Raw genomic sequence first — 17,464 nt, 5'->3', positions numbered from 1 at the left:
GCCACCACGCCCCCAACCCGTTGGATGTCCGCCACATCCAACCTGTTCCGGCCTGCCATCACCAACCCGGCGAACGTATGCGGTCAGAGCACTAGAGAAGATCACGGAACAGCTGCGCGAGCTGGCCAACTGGCATCCGGCGGGCCAGGATTCCTGGTACACGAGCGGATCCCGGCGCTGGTGGCGCATCGCCCGTGACCTCCAGGACAAGGCCGAGGCCGCCCGCCGTCACGACACGCCATGACCGTTCATCGCTACCACTCCGCACCAGCCCGAGCACCCGAGAGCACCCCACGCATGGACCTCACGCCCTCCACTGCCACCTCGCCGCACGCCGCTGGCCCGCGCCTGCTCGTCCGGCTCACCGCACCGCTGAGGCGGGCGGGCTGGGCAGACGGCGAGATCTGGGGCGAGAGTGACGAGGCCGACGAAGACCCCAAGACCGTGCCGGCCACGATGGAGCTGTCCCGCTCGAACTTCCACATCAGCGTCCACTGGGACCCCGAAACGGCCCTACTCACCGTGGACGACCCGACCGACGGGTGGGGCTGGGGCGGGGACGAGAGCCTACCGCCCTTGTTCCCGCTCGACGACGACCTCGTCATCGACCTCAGCGGACACCCGACCCAGGCCGCGAAGGCGGAAACCGCACGCCGGGCCTTCGCCGAGGCGGGACTCCTCGACGCCACCCGCATCCACCTGCCCGACATCGCCAGAGGTCTGCGCCACGACCTGGTCACGCTGCTGTGGGCCGACCACATCAGCGACGCGATCAGTCGCCACCGGGGCGGCGACGACGGATCCGCGGCGATCGCGGCGCTCGGGGAGGAGTTCTCCTGGCGGGCGGGTGCCGGCCTGCGCGCCTACCCGCTGATCGTCCCGGACCCCGTCCCCTCCGCGGCCGCCCGCGGTATCGCCGAATGGTGCTGGCGTCGCGAGAGCGACGTCGAGGAATGGCACTTCAAGATCCGCGACATCACGATGGCCCGCGCCAACATCGCCGCCACCCGCGCCGTCCTGCCCCACGTCCACCCCGAAGGCGTCGACTGGCCGGCCGTCCGCCTCGCCCTCACCACACCCGCCCGCCGACTCGCAGACGGCAGCGTGCTCAGCGACATCTTCGAAGAAGGCTGGGCACCGATCCTCGCCTCCATCCACCGCCAGATCGACTTCTGGCAGACCGCCGACGAAACCCTCGGACCGGACACCGTCCTGCGGCTGCTCACCCTGCACGGCTCCCGTACCGAATCCGTCGGCGAATGGTGGGGATCCGGCTGGTACGAGACCGCTGCCCGCCGCGCTGTCGCCCGCGCTGCGAACAGCGGCGGCCTCCCGCCCGCCTTCCCCGACGCCGAGCGGCTCGCGGACACCGCAGCCTGCCACCCCGACCTGCTCGACGACGACACGTTCGCCTGGCTCACCGAGGCCGTCTGGAAGGAGGAATCCCTCCGACGTGACGCCCTGCTGCCGGTTCCCGTCGCGCTCACCCTGCCGGACTGGGCAGCACAGGACTTGCTCGCTCTCCTCCAGCCGGGCACCGACGAAGAGGAACCCGACCGCGCCAAGACCAGTGGCTCGTACCCGGCCGATCGGCGGCCGGGTACGAAGGCCTGACTCTAGGCGCTCACGCCGCCTTGCCGAAGTGGTGGCCGACTGATGAACCGGGCGGGCCGGCGATCGACTTCCCGGAGTCATCACCTGTGCCGCGGGGCGACTCCCGCCAGACGGCCTTGGTTTTTACAAACCGAGGCGTTTCCGGAACATTGGCTGACTGCCAGTCAGGATGGTGAAGCGCCGCATAGTGCGGTTGCAGTGTCAGTAGCAGCCGCAATCGTTGCTCCGGTAGGGCGCGCGACGAACCGCAGCAGTTCAAGCCAGCTTCCCGAATTCGGTTCAGTGCTAGAGGAGTTGGTCGATGTCGAAGACGGCTGTCACCGGTGCGTGGTCGCTCCAGCGTTCGGCATGGGAGGCGGGGCGTTCGACGTAGGCCTCGATGGCGGTGTCCGCAAGTTTCTGACTGGCCATCAGATAGTCGATCCTCCAGCGGATGGACGCCTTTTCTAAAAGAGTCCACTCGTTCGAGTGTGGGCTGTTCGAGGGTGTCTGCTGGCCTGGGCGGTAGGGGACCTCCTGTGAGCATCATGACGGCTTCGGTGCCGGTTCGGGCGGTGGTGGGTTCGCGTGTGTCGGACACGCACGGGGACGAGGGCAAGGTCTCGCACCTGGTGCAGGCGGAGTCGGCGACCCGGCACGCGGTCTCGAAGGAGTGGGAGATCGTCGGGTCGTTCGAGGACCTGGACGTCTCTGCTCAGATCACGCCGTGGGAGCGTCCTGACCTGGGCCCATGGCTGACCGAGCGGCAGGGCGAGTGGGACGCCTTGGTGTGGGCGAAGGTCGACCGGGCGTTCCGCTCGGCGAAGGACTGCGCGGATGTCGCCCACTGGGCGGAGGAGAACCACAAGGTCCTGGTGTTCACCGACGACGGCGTCACCCTGGACTACCGGGAGGGCCGCGAGTCGTCGTTCGGAAACGAGCTGGCCAAGACCTTCCTGATGCTGGCGTCGATCTTCGCGGAGATGGAGCTCAAGCGGATCAAGGCACGCGTCACGGCTGCGCACAAGCACCTGCGCAAGACGGACCGGTGGGCCGGTGGGCAGCCGCCGTACGGGTACCGGATCGTGGACCGTCCAGGTGGTGGGCGCACCCTCGAGCCGGACCCGGTGACGTCCGAAGCGGTCCGGTACATGGGCAAGCTCCTGCTGGAGGGGCAGAGCCAGTGGATGATCGCCACGGCCCTTGAATCAGCCAGCTTCGACACACCCGCCACACACGCGTACAAGAACCAGGGCGACACGTACACGAGCAAGCGCAAGACGCCGCCGTCGAATCACTGGAACCCGACCAGTGTGGGCAAGATCCTGCGTTCCCCGGCGACGATGGGCTTGAAGCTGACCGGCCGCTCCGTCAAGGCGCGCAAGATCGCCCGGGACGCGAAGGGCCTGCCGATCCGGATGGCCAAGCCTCTGTTCACGGAGGAGGAGTGGGCTGCCATCCAGGCGGTGATGGACGATCGGTCCATCACGAAGGAACGCTCGAACGGCGCCTCACCCTGGCTGGGCGTTGCGCTCTGCGACCGATGCGGGGACCGGCTCTACCGGCAGGTGAACCTCGCCAAGAACGGAAAGATCTACGAGTACTACCGGTGCGCGAAGACGGCCGGGAAACCCGCCTGCAAAGGCCAGTCCATCAAGGGCGAGCGCGTCACCGCCGCGATCACCGCCCTGGTCGAGCGCCTGGCCAGCCTGCCGATGACGATACGCAGGTTCATCCCAGGTGAGGACCACACCGAACAGCTCAACCACGTCACCCAGGCCATGCGCGACCTGCGCGAGGAGAAACGCCGCAACCTCTTCGACTACCCCGGCGGCGACGACGAGTACGCCGAAGCCCTCGAAGTCCTCGTCGACGAACGCCGCCGCCTCGCAGCCCTCCCACAACGCCCCTCCGCCTGGGTCGAGGTCGAGACCGGGCGGACCTTCGCCGACGCCTGGACCCAAGCCGACCAGGAGCATCGCCGCCAGCTCCTGCTCGGCCTCAAGGCCCGCCTCTACATGACACCCACCACCGAAGGCTGGCACCTGCCCGCCGAACTCGAAGTACGCGTATCGAAGCTGGACCGCGCTGGCAGTTTCGCGTAGGTCGGTTGCCCCGGAATCGCTGTTGGACCCGAAACCTCCGTCCAGGCGGAGCTGGCTGACGGCCGGCGTGGTGCTCCTGGACGCCACCTGGTCGAGCCAGGTCGCCTGCCAGAGTGCCCTGTGCACTCTGGCAGGCGGACGCGCACAGCCGGCTCAACGCCTGCTGCTTCACCCTGCGGTTCACCGGAATCGCCGTCGGCTCCACCCTCGGCTCCCTCGCCTGGGCCTATGGCGGCTGGCCGACCGTGATTGCCGTGGGCGCGCCGGCGACGCCCTCTCTGTCAGCCTTGGGTGAGACATCCCGCTTTGTCGGGTTAGCCTGAGAGGGCCCGAGTAGGAGTTCCACCCCTGATGACCAGCACCGATCCGTCCGCCGCCGACCCGGCTCCCAGGCCGAAGCGCCGCACGTTCAGCCCCGAGTACAAGCTGCGGATCGTCGCCGAGTACGACGCCGCGCCCGAGGGCGAGAAGGGCGCGGTCCTGCGCCGCGAGCGCCTGTACCACTCCCACGTCACCGAGTGGCGGGCCGCGCGCGACGCCGGGGCCCTGGAGAACCTGGTCGACCGGCGTCGGACGTGGCCTCGCCTTCGAAATCGGCGGAAACACTCGACGACGTACTCGTGACTTCAGTGTAGGGGGCGGACCAGCATTCTGCGTCGACACCAATCATGAGCGAGTGGACGGGAGTTGGCCAAAAGTCAGTTGGCTGCGGCGAGGATGACGCCCTGTTCGACGGGCGGACGGGTTCGGGCCGGGATTTGGCCTCGTCCACATTGACTTCGAGACACGGGAGCGGACTACGAGGGCCTCGTACGCCAGGAAATTCGGTCTGATCGCCGCCCACCGGTTCTGGAGCGGCCGGTAGTTGGCGTTGTGTGGGCGGCATCGCACTCTGGAATGGCGCACAAAGGCGTGCAAGAGGCCGGACACGGTCATTCGCCGAAGCGGGACGCGGCCGGCCCGGCTCCTTGGCTCCGCTCTGGAGCCAAGGAGCCGGGCCGTTTGAGGGGCCAGGAGGTCAGGGCCTGGACTCGGGGTTCAGGATCCACAGCTGGTTGGACTGGAGACCCGGGCAGTCCCAGATGCCGAGGCGAGTGCCCTGGTCGGGGTTCCAGCCGGGACGTTCGAGGCAGCGGCCGGTGGGGGCGCTGGCCGTTACCGTCGCCGGAAGGTAGATCTTGCCGTCCGCCGTCATCGCCCACTTCTGGGTCGGCTGGTTGTCACAGGAGGCCATGACGACCTTGGTGCCGTTTCTGAACGTCGCGTCCTGGGCGGTCAGGCAGTAGCCCGAGGCCCGGATGGTGCCGTCGATGCCCAGGGTGAACCGCTGGTTGTAGGTCTCCCAGCAGGCGTAGACGGCCACTTCGGCGCCGTTGCGGGGGCCTCCGATGGCGTCGAGGCACTGCCAGGGGACCTGGTTGGAGTGCAGCGAGACGCTGGTGTTGTTGTAGCCCAGTAGCTGCCATCCGTCGAAGCCGTCGACCCTTCCCTTGGTGCCGCTGGTGCTCTTGCCGGGGAAGACGGTGATGGCGTTGTAGTTGTTGATCGCCCACAGATCGGGGTAGCCGTCGCCGTTGAGGTCGGCGGCGCCGACCCGCGGCTGGGCTGCGGTGGTCCAGTTGGCACCGGTGAGGATCGGGGTGCCGCCGTCAGGCCGGGTGAGTGCACTGAAGTCGGTCTGGCCATCAGCACTGCGGGTGATCGGGTAGGCGTAGATGTTGCCGTTGGTTCGGTGTCGGGCCCAGAGGGTGGCCTGCCGGGCGTCGGGCTGGTTGGGCGTAACGGTGGTGCCGTTCGCCGGTCCGGGGTTGAGCAGCTCGTAGTCGTCCCAGGTGCCGCCGTTGGGTGCGGTGGGGATGAGTAGAGCTGTGGCGTCGACCTGGTTCCACTTGGCGCCGCTCACGTTGTGCAGCCAGAGCCGGCCGCCCTCGACGGTGAGCAGGGAGGTCTGGCTGATGATCGAGGTCTTCGCCGGGTCGGTCGGCGTGGCCGGGTTCGTGCTGGTCAGCTCGCCCTCGGGGGTGCCGAGCGAGAGGACCTGGCTGACCTCGGACCAGTCGCCGGCGAACGGCCGGTTGGCCGGGCAGGCCAGGCCTGAGGTGGGGACGGCGGCGCAGCCGGTGCCGGTTGGGCGGTCCAGCGAGATCTTCTTGTAGACGTCGTATCGGCCGGTGCCGTCGTTGTCGATCAGGTAGAGGTACTTCTTGAGGTTGGAGTCCTTGGTGTTGTGGGCGAAGATCTGGTCGAGCGCTCCGGACTCGTTCAGTGTGCCGCGGTGGCTGATCTGGTAGTCCGCCCAGGTCGTGGTGGTGTCGTTGACGCCGTTGCGCGGAGCGCTGGCGGCGCTCGCGGTGATTGCGCGCATCGGGTCGGCATTGCCACCGATGGTCCGGAGGTTGCCGATGGCGTCCGGGACGACGATGTCGGCGAGCTGGTCGCCGTCGGTGTCGCCGAACGTGGGGACGAAGCCGGGCTTCCACGGTGCGTAGAAGGTGTAGTCGGCACGCTGGCTGTAGTTGCCGGCATTGTCCATGGCCCAGGCGTAGACGGTGTTGGTGCCCCACCTGGTGGGCCGGAACTTGACGGGGGCGCCGGCGGCGTAGGAGCCGGGCTGGTTGCACTGCCAGCCGGTGACGGGCGTCGGATCAGTGCTGAAGCGCACGCACGCGATGCCGGAGGCGCGCAGGCCGGGGCCGGGCGCCGGGTCCTCGGCGTTGATGAGGAAGGTGCCGGGCTCGGTGTCGTTGGCGTACCGGGTCGGGTGGTCGTTGGGCGTGCCGGACGGCGGGAAGTCGGGGGAACTGATGCTGAGCCGCGGATTGGTGCGGTCTACCCGGAAGTAGCACCAGGCGCTGCCGGGGGAGGAGAGCAGGCCGTCGTCGGCCTGCGCGTACCAGCCGTACTGGTGGCCGTCGGAAAGTGAGCCGACTGCGAGGGTGTAGGGACTGTTGTAGCTGCCGCCCCAACCGCCGTTGACGACGCCGAAGTTGCCGTCGTTGTCGTCCCAGAGGTGGAAGGTGGTGCGGACCGACTGACCGGCGGGGGAGTAGCTGTTGGCGTTCAGGTAGATGTTCTGGTTGCTGCTGATCCAGCCGGGGTTGTCCCAGGGGTGCGCGCCGCCGGTGTTGCACTCGGCGGTGCTGTTGTTCCATGCGAAGCCGGGGGCGGGGTAGGTGCGCGGGTACCAGACGGTCGGGGCGATGTCGTAGGTGGTGGTGATGTACGGGTTGTTGGCGATGTGGTGCCGGTACTCCTTCTTCCATTCATTGCCCTCGGGGGCGATGCCGACCGTCCACCACGGCCACTGACCGGCGACGGCCTGCTTCATCATGTCGGTGACGTCGATGGCCAGGGGGCCGGTGCCCTTGATCGACTGACCGTTGACCTTCGGGCAGTTCTCCATGACGAGGTTGCCGTTGTCACCGCAGGGCTGGTCGGCCCAGCTGGTGTGCTCGTGGATCAGCTTGGACGCCGAGTACACGGCCAACGGCGTCTCGGTGTCGGGGCTGGCGGCGCTGGTGACCTGGGCGTTGAGGGTGGAGGTGAAGATGGTCGGCGGGCTCTCGGCTCCGCCCGGCTTGGTGTAGAGCGTCGGGTTGATGCCGAACTGGAAGTAGGCGCGCTGGCGGCCCTCGATGCCGCAGTCCAGGCTCGGGTCGCTGCTGTGGTAGCCGCAGTAGCCGGTGCCCAGGTTGCTCTTCTTGTTGAAGTTCTCGGCGGTCCTGTGGTTCTCCTGGACCTCCACCGAGCCCTGGGCCGAGCTCGTCGCGACCAGGGACGGGTCCAGGTACCACGGGCCGGTGCCCGAACCGAGCGCGCTCTGGTTCGGCGTCAGCTCGATCGCCGAGGACGTGACCTTCGTGCCGATGGCCGCCACGTTCGCGCCGTCGCCCGGCTCCTCGGCGGACGACGGAGTGCCGGTCGGCGCCGTCGCGGGCGCGGGTTCGGCGGCAGGGGCAGCCGCTGCCGGGGCGGACTTGGCGGCATTGGGCGCGGCGGTGGCGGTCGCCGGGGGCGTGGAGGAGTCCCACTGCAGGGGCGAGGGCGAGCGGAACCGCAGAGCGCCCTTGTCGTCCTTGACGTCGATGCGCCCCTGGTCGTCGGAAGTGGCCGTCAGACCCTGCGCGGTGATCGGGAACCGCAGGGTTTTCAGTGCCGGGTTGGCGGCCGCCTCCGGGGTACGGACCACGATCACGTCACGCCAGCCGCCGATGGGCAGCGCGGTCAGCTGCAGGTCGACGCCGGGCAGCACGTTCGGGTAGGTGGCGGTGGACCCGTTCACAGCCGGCTTCGGCAGCGTGAACGGGGCCCCGACCGACAGCTTCTTGCCGTCGGAGGTGGACACCGTGGCCATCGGACCACTACCGCCGCCGGAGAACGTCAGGGCGGTGCTCGCGACGGCGGGGCTGACGGAGCCGTCTGCGTTCGACCGCAGGGTCGAGTCGAGGTCGGCCCACGCACCGTCACGCTTCGTCCGCACGGGCTGGGCGTTGTCCGTGGTGGTGAGCGTGCCGTTCGGGTTCGCGAGGGTCTTCGACACCTCGGTCGTCATGGTCTCGACTACGACCGGCTTCCCCGTTTTCCTCGCCTCGGTGAGCGCGTCGTACAGCACCTTCTGCTCGGGGGTGCGTGCCGGTGCCGGGCCGCCCGGAAGGGGAGTGGCTGAGGTGCCTGCGGCAGGGCCGGGCGCGGCCACTGCGGAGGGGCCACCGAGCAGGCCGAGACCGAGCGCGAACGTCGTGCCGATCGCGGCGAGTGCGCGGTTCTGTGCTCGCCGTCGACGTGTCTGGCCTGTCTGGATCGGTGGTGATTGTGTGGCTCTGATGGGCAAGTCGATCCCCTCCCGTGAAGCCCGTCCGGTCGGGCGGGCGCGTGCGGGAACGAACGATGCTTGCTGGCTATGCGGTTGGTCAAACCGGAGGCGGCTTTGTCTCAGCACGTCCCATTGGTGACTTGGGATCACATAACAAAGACATAAACCAATGTCGGTTCGTCCGATTCGCCATGGTGCAAACAGTTGACCATCAGTAGGGTCCGTGCGCGATCGGTGTACGGAGAGGCGCGCGTGATTGACGTTGCGTCACTTCGCTTGAGGGAGGGGACTGAGCGTGAAGCCTTGGCATGCCCTGGGGCGGACCCGGAGAGCGAGGAGGGGCAGCCGCTGGTCTCCGGGCCTGGCGGCCATGCTCGCGCTGACACTGACAGGGGTGGCGGTCCCGCCATCCGTGGCCTGGGCCGCGCCCGTGTCGGAGGACCAGATCTGGTCCCCGCCGCAGACGCCGCTCGGCGCCGACACCCCGTCGGTGCCAGGCCGGCAGTTCGTGCCGGGCGGCAAGAACGGATCGCCCTCGCCTTCGGCGAAGCCGACCTGGACGCCGGTTGTGGCGCCTCCCGTGGCACCCGGCAAAGCCACCGTTGGGCTCGGCGCAGACGGTCCGGAGGCCAAGGCGGCTCGTGCCGCGACCGGCGGGGCCTCCCCCGCCTCGGGCGGCGCGACGCCCAGCCGGGCCGGGCGGCTGCCCGTCCTGCTGGCGCCCGCCTCAGACAGCACGGCGCCCGCGACGTCGGTGTCCGTCGAGGTAACGGACGCCGGCAAGGGCCGGGCGGCCGGTGCGGGCACCGCTCTGGTCGCGCTGACCGACGCAGACCCGACGCCCACTGCCGACGGCCGACGGGCACAGGTGGTCCTGGACCTGAAGGGCCTTCAGGCTGGCGGCTGGGCGGACCGGGCACGCCTGGTTGCGCTGCCGGCCTGCGCACTGACCACCCCCGAGCGGGCGGAGTGCCGGACCAAGACCCCGGTGGCCTCCACCGTGGACGCGGGCGGCCGGGTCACCGCTGAGGTCACCCTGCCGTCTGCCAGCACGGCAAGGTCTGCGAAGTCGCCCTCCGAGCAGTCGGCCCTGGCCGACGGTGCACCGGGCGCTCAGAGCGCCCCGGCTACCAGAGGCGCCGCGCTCGCGCCGATGGTTCTCGCTGCCGAACCGACCCCGTCGGGGGCCGGCGGAAGCTACGCGGCAACGCCGCTGGCGCCGTCGATGGAATGGAGCGGCGGCTCGAACGTCGGCAGTTTCACGTACAACTACACGATCCAGATCCCGCCGACGCTGGGCGGCCTCGCTCCGTCGGTCGTTCTGGACTACAACTCCTCGGCCGTCGACGGCAGGACGTCCGCGACCAACTCCCAGTCCTCCTGGATCGGTGACGGCTGGACGTACGAGCCGGGCTTCATCGAGCGCACCTACCGTACCTGCGACAAGGCGGGCGACTCAGGCATCAAGGGCTCGGGCGACCGCTGCTGGGGCGGGCAGAACGCAACGCTCTCGCTCGCCGGCCGCTCCGGCACCCTGGTGCGTGATGACGCCACCGGTATTTGGCACCTGCAGACCGACGACGGCTCCAAGGTCGAGCAGCTGACCGGAGCCCCCCGAGGAGCTGGCGAGCAGGAATACCGGGACACCGAGTACTGGCGGATCACCACCCCGGACGGTACCGAGTACTACTTCGGCAGCAACCACCTGCCTGGCGGCGACGGCACCGATCCGGCTGCCAAGTCTGTGCTCACCAGTCCGGTCTACTCGCCCAACCCCGGAGACCCGTGCTACAACGCGGCCGTGGGCAAGGGCTCGTGGTGCCAGATGGCCTGGCGCTGGCAGCTCGACTACGTCGTCGATGCACACAAGAACCTGATCAGCTACCGCTACGCTCCCGAGACCAACTACTACAGCCGGGGCGGCGGCCAGAACAACGGCAACGGCACCCTCACCTCCTACGAGCGGGCCGTCACCCTCGCGCAGATCGGCTACAACCAGCGCTACGACGAGCAGAAGGCCGCGAAGGGCTCGCTCACACCGGGCGCACTGGTGCTCTTCGACGCGACGGCCGAGCGCTGCAATCCTGGTGGGAGCGTCACCTGTGACGAGAGCCAGCGCACCGCCGCGAACGCGGACGCCTGGCCCGACGTGCCGATCGACCAGCTCTGTGCCTCCTCGGGTAGTTGCACCAACTACGCGCCTGCCTTCTTCTCCACCAAGCGGCTCACCTCGATCACGACCCAGGTGACGACCGGCACCGGGCCGGTCACCGTGGACACCTGGGCGCTCGGCCAGTCCCTGGTCGACCCGGGTGACGGCACCAAGCGGACGCTCTGGCTGGACTCCATCAAGCGGACCGGGAGCAACGGCCGACCCGAGGTGGCTCTTCCGCCCGCCACTTTCGCCTACAAGATGATCCCGAACCGGGTCGACGGCCTGGTGCCGGCCTCGCCGATGTTCATGCGCCCGCGTATTCGGGAGATCACCACCGAGACCGGCGGCCGGATCAACGTCGTCTACAGCGACGGCGAGTGCTCGCGCGTCAACAGTCACATGCCGGCTTCCGCCGACACCAACACCATGGCCTGCATGCCGGTCAACTGGTACCTGCCGGGCCAGTCCTCTCCGGACCCGGTCAGCGACTGGTTCAACAAGCCGCTGGTCCGCACGGTGACCGAGCAGGACCTGGTCACCAGCCCGTCCGTCACCCGGACCACCGAGTACACCTACAACGGCGCCGCGGCCTGGCACCGCGACGACGCCGAGTTCACCGACCCCAAGACCCGAACCTGGGACTACTTCCGCGGCTACGAGTCGGTCACCACCACGACCGGCAGCGCCTTCCCCGGCGAGGCGCCAAAGACCCAGAAGAAGGTCACCTACCTGCGCGGGATGGACGGCGACTACAAGGCCGACGGCACCCAGCGTGGCATTGACGTCACCAGCCCGCTCGGCGGCACCGTCAAGGACAGCGACTGGCTCGCCGGCAGCGCGGTGGCCACCGAGGTCTTCGATCAGGCCGGCGGCACCGTCCAGTCCGTCTCCGGCAACGTGCGCAGCGGCCAGAAGGAGACCGCCACCCATACCCAGAGCGCGGGCGCACCGGAGATCTACGCCCGCTACCTGGACTCTCAGATCACCGAGATTCACAAGGCCAAGCTGTCCGACGGCAGTTGGCGCACCACCACGTCCGTCACCACGACCGATCCGGCGCACGGCAACCGGGTGCTGCAGACCACCGACAAGGGCGACGGGAGCGCCGCCACCCCCGAGCTCTGCACCACGATCGAGTACGCCACCAGCGACAACCCGGCGCTGCTGATCCTGCCCTCCGGCAAGACCACCGTCCAGGGCCCCTGCGGCACGACGGCGACCGCCACCACCACCGTCGGCGGCAACCGAACCCTGTACGACGGACGCCCGGTCGGCCAGGCCGGCTCCACCGGCGATGCCACCAGCGTGCAGGTGCTCGACCACTACGACCCGGCCGGCAAACCGGTCTACGTCCACGGCGGCAGCACCACCTTCGACGCCTACGGTCGCACCGTCACCATCTCCACTCCGGACGGGTCGACGTACGACGCCAACGGCGGCCTGCTAGGCGCGGCGACTCTCGTCCCGGCCACCACTCGCACCACGCGCAGCCCGGCCACCGGCGCCTTCCCGACCACGGTGACCACCACCGGCCCGATGGGCGCCGACTGGACGGTCGTGGTGAACCAGGAGCCCGGCCGCGGCCTGCCGCTCAACGAGACCGATGCCAACCAGCGGACCACCACCCAGGAGTACGACGGCCTGGGCCGCCGCACAGCTGTGTGGGTACCGGGCCGGGGCACCGACAAGCTGCCCAACCAGCGCTTCAGCTACGCCGTCAACGGTACGGCGGGACCCTCGGTGATCACCAGCGAGTGGCTCGAACGCAGCGGCGGCACCTACTCCGGTCGGCGCGAACTCTTCGACGGCCTGGGCCGCCCGCGCCAGACCCAGCAGACCAGCGACGCCCGGTCCACGGGCCGACTGATCACCGACACCGTGTACGACTCGCACGGCTGGGCGATCAAGACCTCCGCGCCCTACTACGAGGCCACTACCGCGCCCAGCACCACGCTCTACCTGCCGCAGGACTCGCAGGTACCGGCGCAGACCTGGACGACGTACGACGGACTCGGCCGCCCGGTGCGCTCCGAGTTCCGCTCCAACGCCAACCTGCAGTGGGCCACCATGACGGCCTACCCCGGCGCTGACCGGGTCGACGTGACCCCGCCGCCTGGCAGCTCGCCGAGCACCACCATCACCGACGCCCGCGGCCGCACCGTCGCCGCCTGGCAGTACCGCACGGGGACGCCGACCGGCAACCCGGCCGATGCTGACATCACCACCTACACCTACACCGCGCTCGGCCAGCAGGCCTCGCACACCGACGCCGCCGGAAACATCTGGACGTACGGGTACGACCTGCTGGGGCGACAGACCTCGCTCACCGACCCGGACACCGGCACGAGTCGGACCTTCTACGACGCCAACTCCCGGGTCGACCACGCCGTTGACGCCAAGGGCGGGACGCTCGCCTACACCTACGACCTGATCGGCCGCAAGACCGGCCAGTACAACGGCAGCGTTGCCCCGGCGAACCTGCTCGCCTCCTGGAAGTACGACACGCTCGCCAAGGGCAGGCCCACATCCTCGACCCGCTATGCGGGTGGTGCGAACGGTGCGGCCTACACCAGCGCCGTCACCGGCTACGACGTCGGCTACCGGCCGACCGGCAGCTCCGTGACCATCCCGTCCGTCGAGGGGGCACTGGCGGGAACGTACACCACGGCGACCACCTACGAGCCCGTCCTCGGACTGGTGGACACGGTGACGCTGCCGGCCGCCGGCGGGCTCCCGTCGGAGACCATCGGCTACACCTACAACGACGCCGGGCTGCTGATCTCCAGCAAGAGCCAGAAGAAGTCCGTGGTCGCCGCGGTCGAGTACGACGCCGCCGCGCGGCCCGTGCGCACCACCGTCGGCTCGTACGGCCTCCAGGTGGTCGCCACCCAGCAGTACGACTGGGCCACCGGACGGGTCGTCAACTCCTTCGTCGACCGGCAGAGCGGCACCGTCTCGGCGGACCAGAGCACGTACACCTATACAGCCTCCGGCCGGATCACCTCGGTCACTGACCTGCAGGACGCCCGAAACAGGGACCTGCAGTGCTTCACCTACGACCACCTCGGCCGGCTGACCAGCACCTGGACCGACACTGGGAACACCCACACGACCGCGGACTGGACGGACAGTTCCGGCGTCAAGCACGGCACCGGAAGCTCCACCACCGTGCCCGGCGTGGGCGGCTGCGACAACGCCGACGGCCCGGCCGTTGGCAGCCCGGGCGGGCGCACCGTGGGCGGCCCGGCGCCGTACTGGAACACCTACAGCTATGACGTCGTCGGCAACCGCACCGGCATGGTCCAGCACGACATCACCGGCAACAGCCTCAACGACGTCACCACCACCCAGACCTTCGGAGCCACCAGGAGCGTCAACACCCCCACCAATGCGCCCAACACCGGCGGAGGCACCGGCGGCCCGCACGCCCTGCTGAGCTCCACCACCACCTCGCCGTCGGGTACCAAGACCAGCCGTTACCAGTACGACGCGGTCGGCAACACCACCGCGATCACCGACACCTCCGGCACCACCAATCTGAGCTGGAACACCGAGGGCAAGCCCGCCACCGTCACCAAGACCGGGACGGCCGGCAGCACCACCTACGTCTACGACGCCGACGGTAACCAGCTCGTCCGGCGCAGCCCCGGCAAGACCACCATCTCGGTCGGCACCGACGAGCTCACCCTCGACACGGCCACCGGCTCCACCACCAACACCCGCTCCCTCGCCGCCCCCGGCGGCCTGACCTTCACCCGCGTCACCGCCCCCATCGGCGGCGGCACCGTCCTCATCCAGGCCGCCGACCCGCACGGCACCAACGGCGTCCAGATCAACACCGACACCGCCATGACCGTCACCCGACGGCTCACCGACCCCTTCGGCAACCCCCGCGGCAGCCAACCTGCGGCCTCCACCTGGGCCGGCACCAAGGGCTTCGTCGGCGGCCTCAAGGACGACACCACCGGCCTCACCTCACTCGGCGCTCGCCAGTACGACCCCGCCACCGGCCGCTTCATCAGCCCAGACCCCATCCTCGACCCGGCTGACCCACAACAGTGGAACGCGTACGCCTACAGCAACAACGATCCGGTCAACCTCAGCGACCCCAGCGGCCTGATCGTCAGCGACTGCTGGGAAGGCCACTGCGGCGGCCACCGCGACCCCCAGGCCGCCGATACCGGTACCGGGACTGGTGGTAGCAGTGGGACCGGAACCGGCACGGGCACAGGTGGCACGGGAACCGGCGGCGATCCGGACGATTACCAGACCCCGACCGGCAACCGGGTCTACGTGGCTATCACCATGGCGGTTGCGATTGAGGACGACGGGTCTGGCCTGGTCCAAAAGTTCGCGAAGGCGTACGAGCAGCAGGTCAGCAAGATTCCGCATCCGGAGTTCATGACGGCCCGCGACGAAGTGGCAGCGCTGGCAGCAGCCTGCAAGGCGATTGGCCCTGCCTGCACGGACGAGGTGCATGAGGCCATTGAGAATCTTTGGACGGTTGATGTCGTCGCCCCCGCGGGTCTGAACGCACCGCCTGGCAACAACGCCGGCGTCATGATCAACTCCTGTGCCTTCAAGAGCTCGTGCGGCAGCGGAGTCAACGCCGTCTACTACGATGAAGCCGGCTTCTTCGGAGACAAGAAGGGAGCGGAAGTCCCGGCCTCCTTCTCGATCAACTACAGTCAGCCCGGTTTGGCCTGCAACAGCTTCCTGGGCAGCACGCGCGTCCTCACCGCGGCGGGTGAACTGCTGCCCATAGAGCGGATCAGGCCTGGAGACCAGGTCCTGGCCACCGATCCACAGACCGGCGAGACCGGGCGCAGGCTCGTAACAGCCGCGATTGTGACGGACGACGACGAGGAGTTCACGGACCTCGGGGTCGAGCCGACGGCCGGACAGCCGGTGGAACAATTCCTGACCACGACCTGGCATCACCCGTTCTGGGTTGTAAACCGGGAGATGTGGGTCGAGGCCAATGAGTTGCAGACCGGAGATCAACTGCTTCGGCCGGACGGGGCTGACGCACACGTCACGACGGTCCGTAATTACATTCAGCAGGCCCGTACCTACAACCTGACGGTTGACGGACTGCACACCTACTACGTGCTCGCCGGCGACCTGCCGCTGCTGACCCACAATGACAGCCGACCGCAGCCGCCGACATGCTTCCGGGGCGCGCCGGGGAACGACGCGCCGAATTTCGTGCCGAGCCAGACGGATTTCAAGGTTGATCCGAAGACAGGCCTGGTCAAGGAGACCCACGGGATTTCTGTCTGGGACAGTCCAGAGAGGATGGCTGGTACCAGGTTCACACCGCACGAGGTGGACATGGACAGCGTCCCGAGTACACTCCGCGTGATCCGGCGGGGAAATAGTCCGGGGCACTACGAAATTGTCCCCGCCCAAGGAGCCAAGCTGACACCGGGCCAGTACCGCATCGAGCTTTCCAAGATCCGTCCGCTCGGGCGCTGACAGATAGCAGGAGAATCAGTTGTGACATATCATCTGGAGTTTCCGGACGGCTTCGAAGAAGTAGAGTTTGAAGTCGAGTGCAAGGGCTACTTGGATGGCGTCGTGGTTGTCACTGAGGCCTCTTCGTATGATGTCGTCGTCTATGAGCCGACCCGGTTGGCCGAGGATACGGCCGATGAGGTTTCCTCCGACGGCTACTTTGCGGTACCCAACCTGCTAGTGGTTCCGGTGGTGACGCGAGATGCGATCACACGCGCTGTCGAACGACTGGCAGTTGCCGGCTTTGCGGAGCTGGTTCCCCGATGCCGTTAGCGCCGGCCGGTCACGGGCTGATGTGACATGGACGCTTGCCGTATCTACTTCTGGGAGGCAGGCCTGGCAAGCGTCCGTCGGACTGCAGCATGGTTCGATTGAGCCGTTCTGAGAACTACCGGCACGGGCCGGGACCCTCGAGTTCCGGCCCGTGCCGTTCCAAATCTGGCGGTTGCCGCTCGGCCTTGCGTCGCTCGGCCGCCTCCAACTGCTTGGTGAAGCTCCTCGCGTCGCTGGCGTCGAGGGGCCTCCAGAGTCCGTAGCTCTTGCGACCCGATACAATGACCCCTGTTCGACGGGCCGAGGGCTACCACCAGCGCTTCGGCCTGGTCCACGTCGACTTCACCACCCAGAGCCGCACTCCGAGGGCCTGCTACACCCAGGTCTGGATGCCCGACGGCTCACCGGTGAACCTGCTCGCCCTCGCGGCCCAGCTCGAACAGCTCCGCCTGGCCCTGAAGACCGAGGCGGTCACCCTGGAGCACGACACCGCTGTGGGCGCCGTCGCCCAGGCTGAGGTCGCCACCCAGCAGGGCGACGAGACCGGTGCCCTCGCCCACCTGAAGGCCGCCGGAGCCTGGGCCCTGGGGATCGCCCGCAAGATCGGCGTCGAGGTCGCCGCCCTCGCCATCGCCCACGCGATCGCCGGCGGCTGACCGACCTCTGGGCCGGAGCGGGAAGTCGGACTGGCCGACTTCCCGCTCCGGACGGGGCCGGGGACCTCCGCGTCCTCGCGGCAGCCGTGCCGGGGGATCTGAGGCCTGCCCATGTGTCGTCATGCGCCGCCGGCGACGACTCCGGTGGCTCCGCTACACGGGGGTGACCGGCGGGAGCAAGCCGTGATCCGGGGTGCGAGCTCCCCGTAGTCGACGGGCTCGCCGCAGCGCCGGCGTACGGCGGACAGGCCGAGCGGCCCTGGTGCTGCTTTACTCCCGGTGTGATTCTCCGAGGCGTGGACGGAGGTCGCGGGCTTGGTCGCTCGCCCGCTCGACGTGGGAGCCGCCACTC

Annotated in this window: 7 protein-coding genes and 1 pseudogene; 6 read left to right on the top strand and 2 right to left on the bottom strand. The window is 68.7% G+C overall.

From position 1 onward, the window contains the following. Window positions 1-297 precede the first annotated feature (297 nt). Window positions 298-1,614: a hypothetical protein gene (locus tag ABTY15_RS35575; RefSeq protein ID WP_350605071.1), complete on the top strand. Its 1,317-nt coding sequence runs from the start codon at window positions 298-300 to the stop codon at window positions 1,612-1,614. 285 nt (window positions 1,615-1,899) lie between these two features. On the opposite strand, the pseudogene ABTY15_RS35570 reads toward ABTY15_RS35575, so the two are convergent. Beyond that, window positions 1,900-2,043 (bottom strand): annotated as a pseudogene (locus tag ABTY15_RS35570) (exodeoxyribonuclease III); the annotation flags it as partial. A 98-nt stretch (window positions 2,044-2,141) separates the two neighbouring features. Here ABTY15_RS35570 and ABTY15_RS35565 point away from each other — a divergent pair. After that, a complete protein-coding gene (locus tag ABTY15_RS35565) occupies window positions 2,142-3,698 on the top strand; it encodes a recombinase family protein (protein WP_350605076.1) in 1,557 nt (518 codons plus the stop codon). 351 nt (window positions 3,699-4,049) lie between these two features. Next, entirely contained in the window at window positions 4,050-4,322 is a 273-nt protein-coding gene (locus ABTY15_RS39930) for a hypothetical protein (protein ID WP_502893665.1), read from the top strand. 394 nt (window positions 4,323-4,716) lie between these two features. Here the strand turns inward: ABTY15_RS39930 and ABTY15_RS35555 are convergent, their stop codons facing one another. Continuing rightward, window positions 4,717-8,250: a ricin-type beta-trefoil lectin domain protein gene (locus ABTY15_RS35555; protein WP_350605069.1), complete on the bottom strand. Its 3,534-nt coding sequence runs from the start codon at window positions 8,248-8,250 to the stop codon at window positions 4,717-4,719. Between the two features lie 841 nt (window positions 8,251-9,091). Here ABTY15_RS35555 and ABTY15_RS35550 point away from each other — a divergent pair. The 3 genes from ABTY15_RS35550 to ABTY15_RS39925 all read left to right on the top strand — a co-directional run bounded on the left by ABTY15_RS35550 (window position 9,092) and on the right by ABTY15_RS39925 (window position 17,112). After that, the gene (locus ABTY15_RS35550) at window positions 9,092-16,144 is read left to right on the top strand and encodes a polymorphic toxin-type HINT domain-containing protein (RefSeq protein WP_350605068.1); all 7,053 of its coding nucleotides are present in this window, start codon (window positions 9,092-9,094) and stop codon (window positions 16,142-16,144) included. Window positions 16,145-16,165: 21 nt separating this feature from the next. Further along, a complete protein-coding gene (locus tag ABTY15_RS35545) occupies window positions 16,166-16,456 on the top strand; it encodes a hypothetical protein (protein ID WP_350605065.1) in 291 nt (96 codons plus the stop codon). 281 nt (window positions 16,457-16,737) lie between these two features. Next, a complete protein-coding gene (locus tag ABTY15_RS39925) occupies window positions 16,738-17,112 on the top strand; it encodes a hypothetical protein (RefSeq protein WP_502893666.1) in 375 nt (124 codons plus the stop codon). The last annotated feature ends 352 nt before the right edge of the window (window positions 17,113-17,464 follow it).

Source organism: Kitasatospora sp. NPDC097643 (assembly GCF_040302625.1).
Lineage (GTDB): Bacteria > Actinomycetota > Actinomycetes > Streptomycetales > Streptomycetaceae > Kitasatospora.
This window is presented reverse-complemented; position numbering and strand designations above follow the sequence as displayed.

Bases quoted from the DNA above. Each gene is read 5' to 3' on its own strand.
- ABTY15_RS35555 (WP_350605069.1), bottom strand. From the start codon at position 8,250: ATGACGACCGAGGTGTCGAAGACCCTCGCGAACCCGAACGGCACGCTC.
- ABTY15_RS39930 (WP_502893665.1), top strand. From the start codon at position 4,050: ATGACCAGCACCGATCCGTCCGCCGCCGACCCGGCTCCCAGGCCGAAG.
- ABTY15_RS35565 (WP_350605076.1), top strand. From the start codon at position 2,142: ATGACGGCTTCGGTGCCGGTTCGGGCGGTGGTGGGTTCGCGTGTGTCG.
- ABTY15_RS35575 (WP_350605071.1), top strand. From the start codon at position 298: ATGGACCTCACGCCCTCCACTGCCACCTCGCCGCACGCCGCTGGCCCG.
- ABTY15_RS39925 (WP_502893666.1), top strand. From the start codon at position 16,738: ATGACCCCTGTTCGACGGGCCGAGGGCTACCACCAGCGCTTCGGCCTG.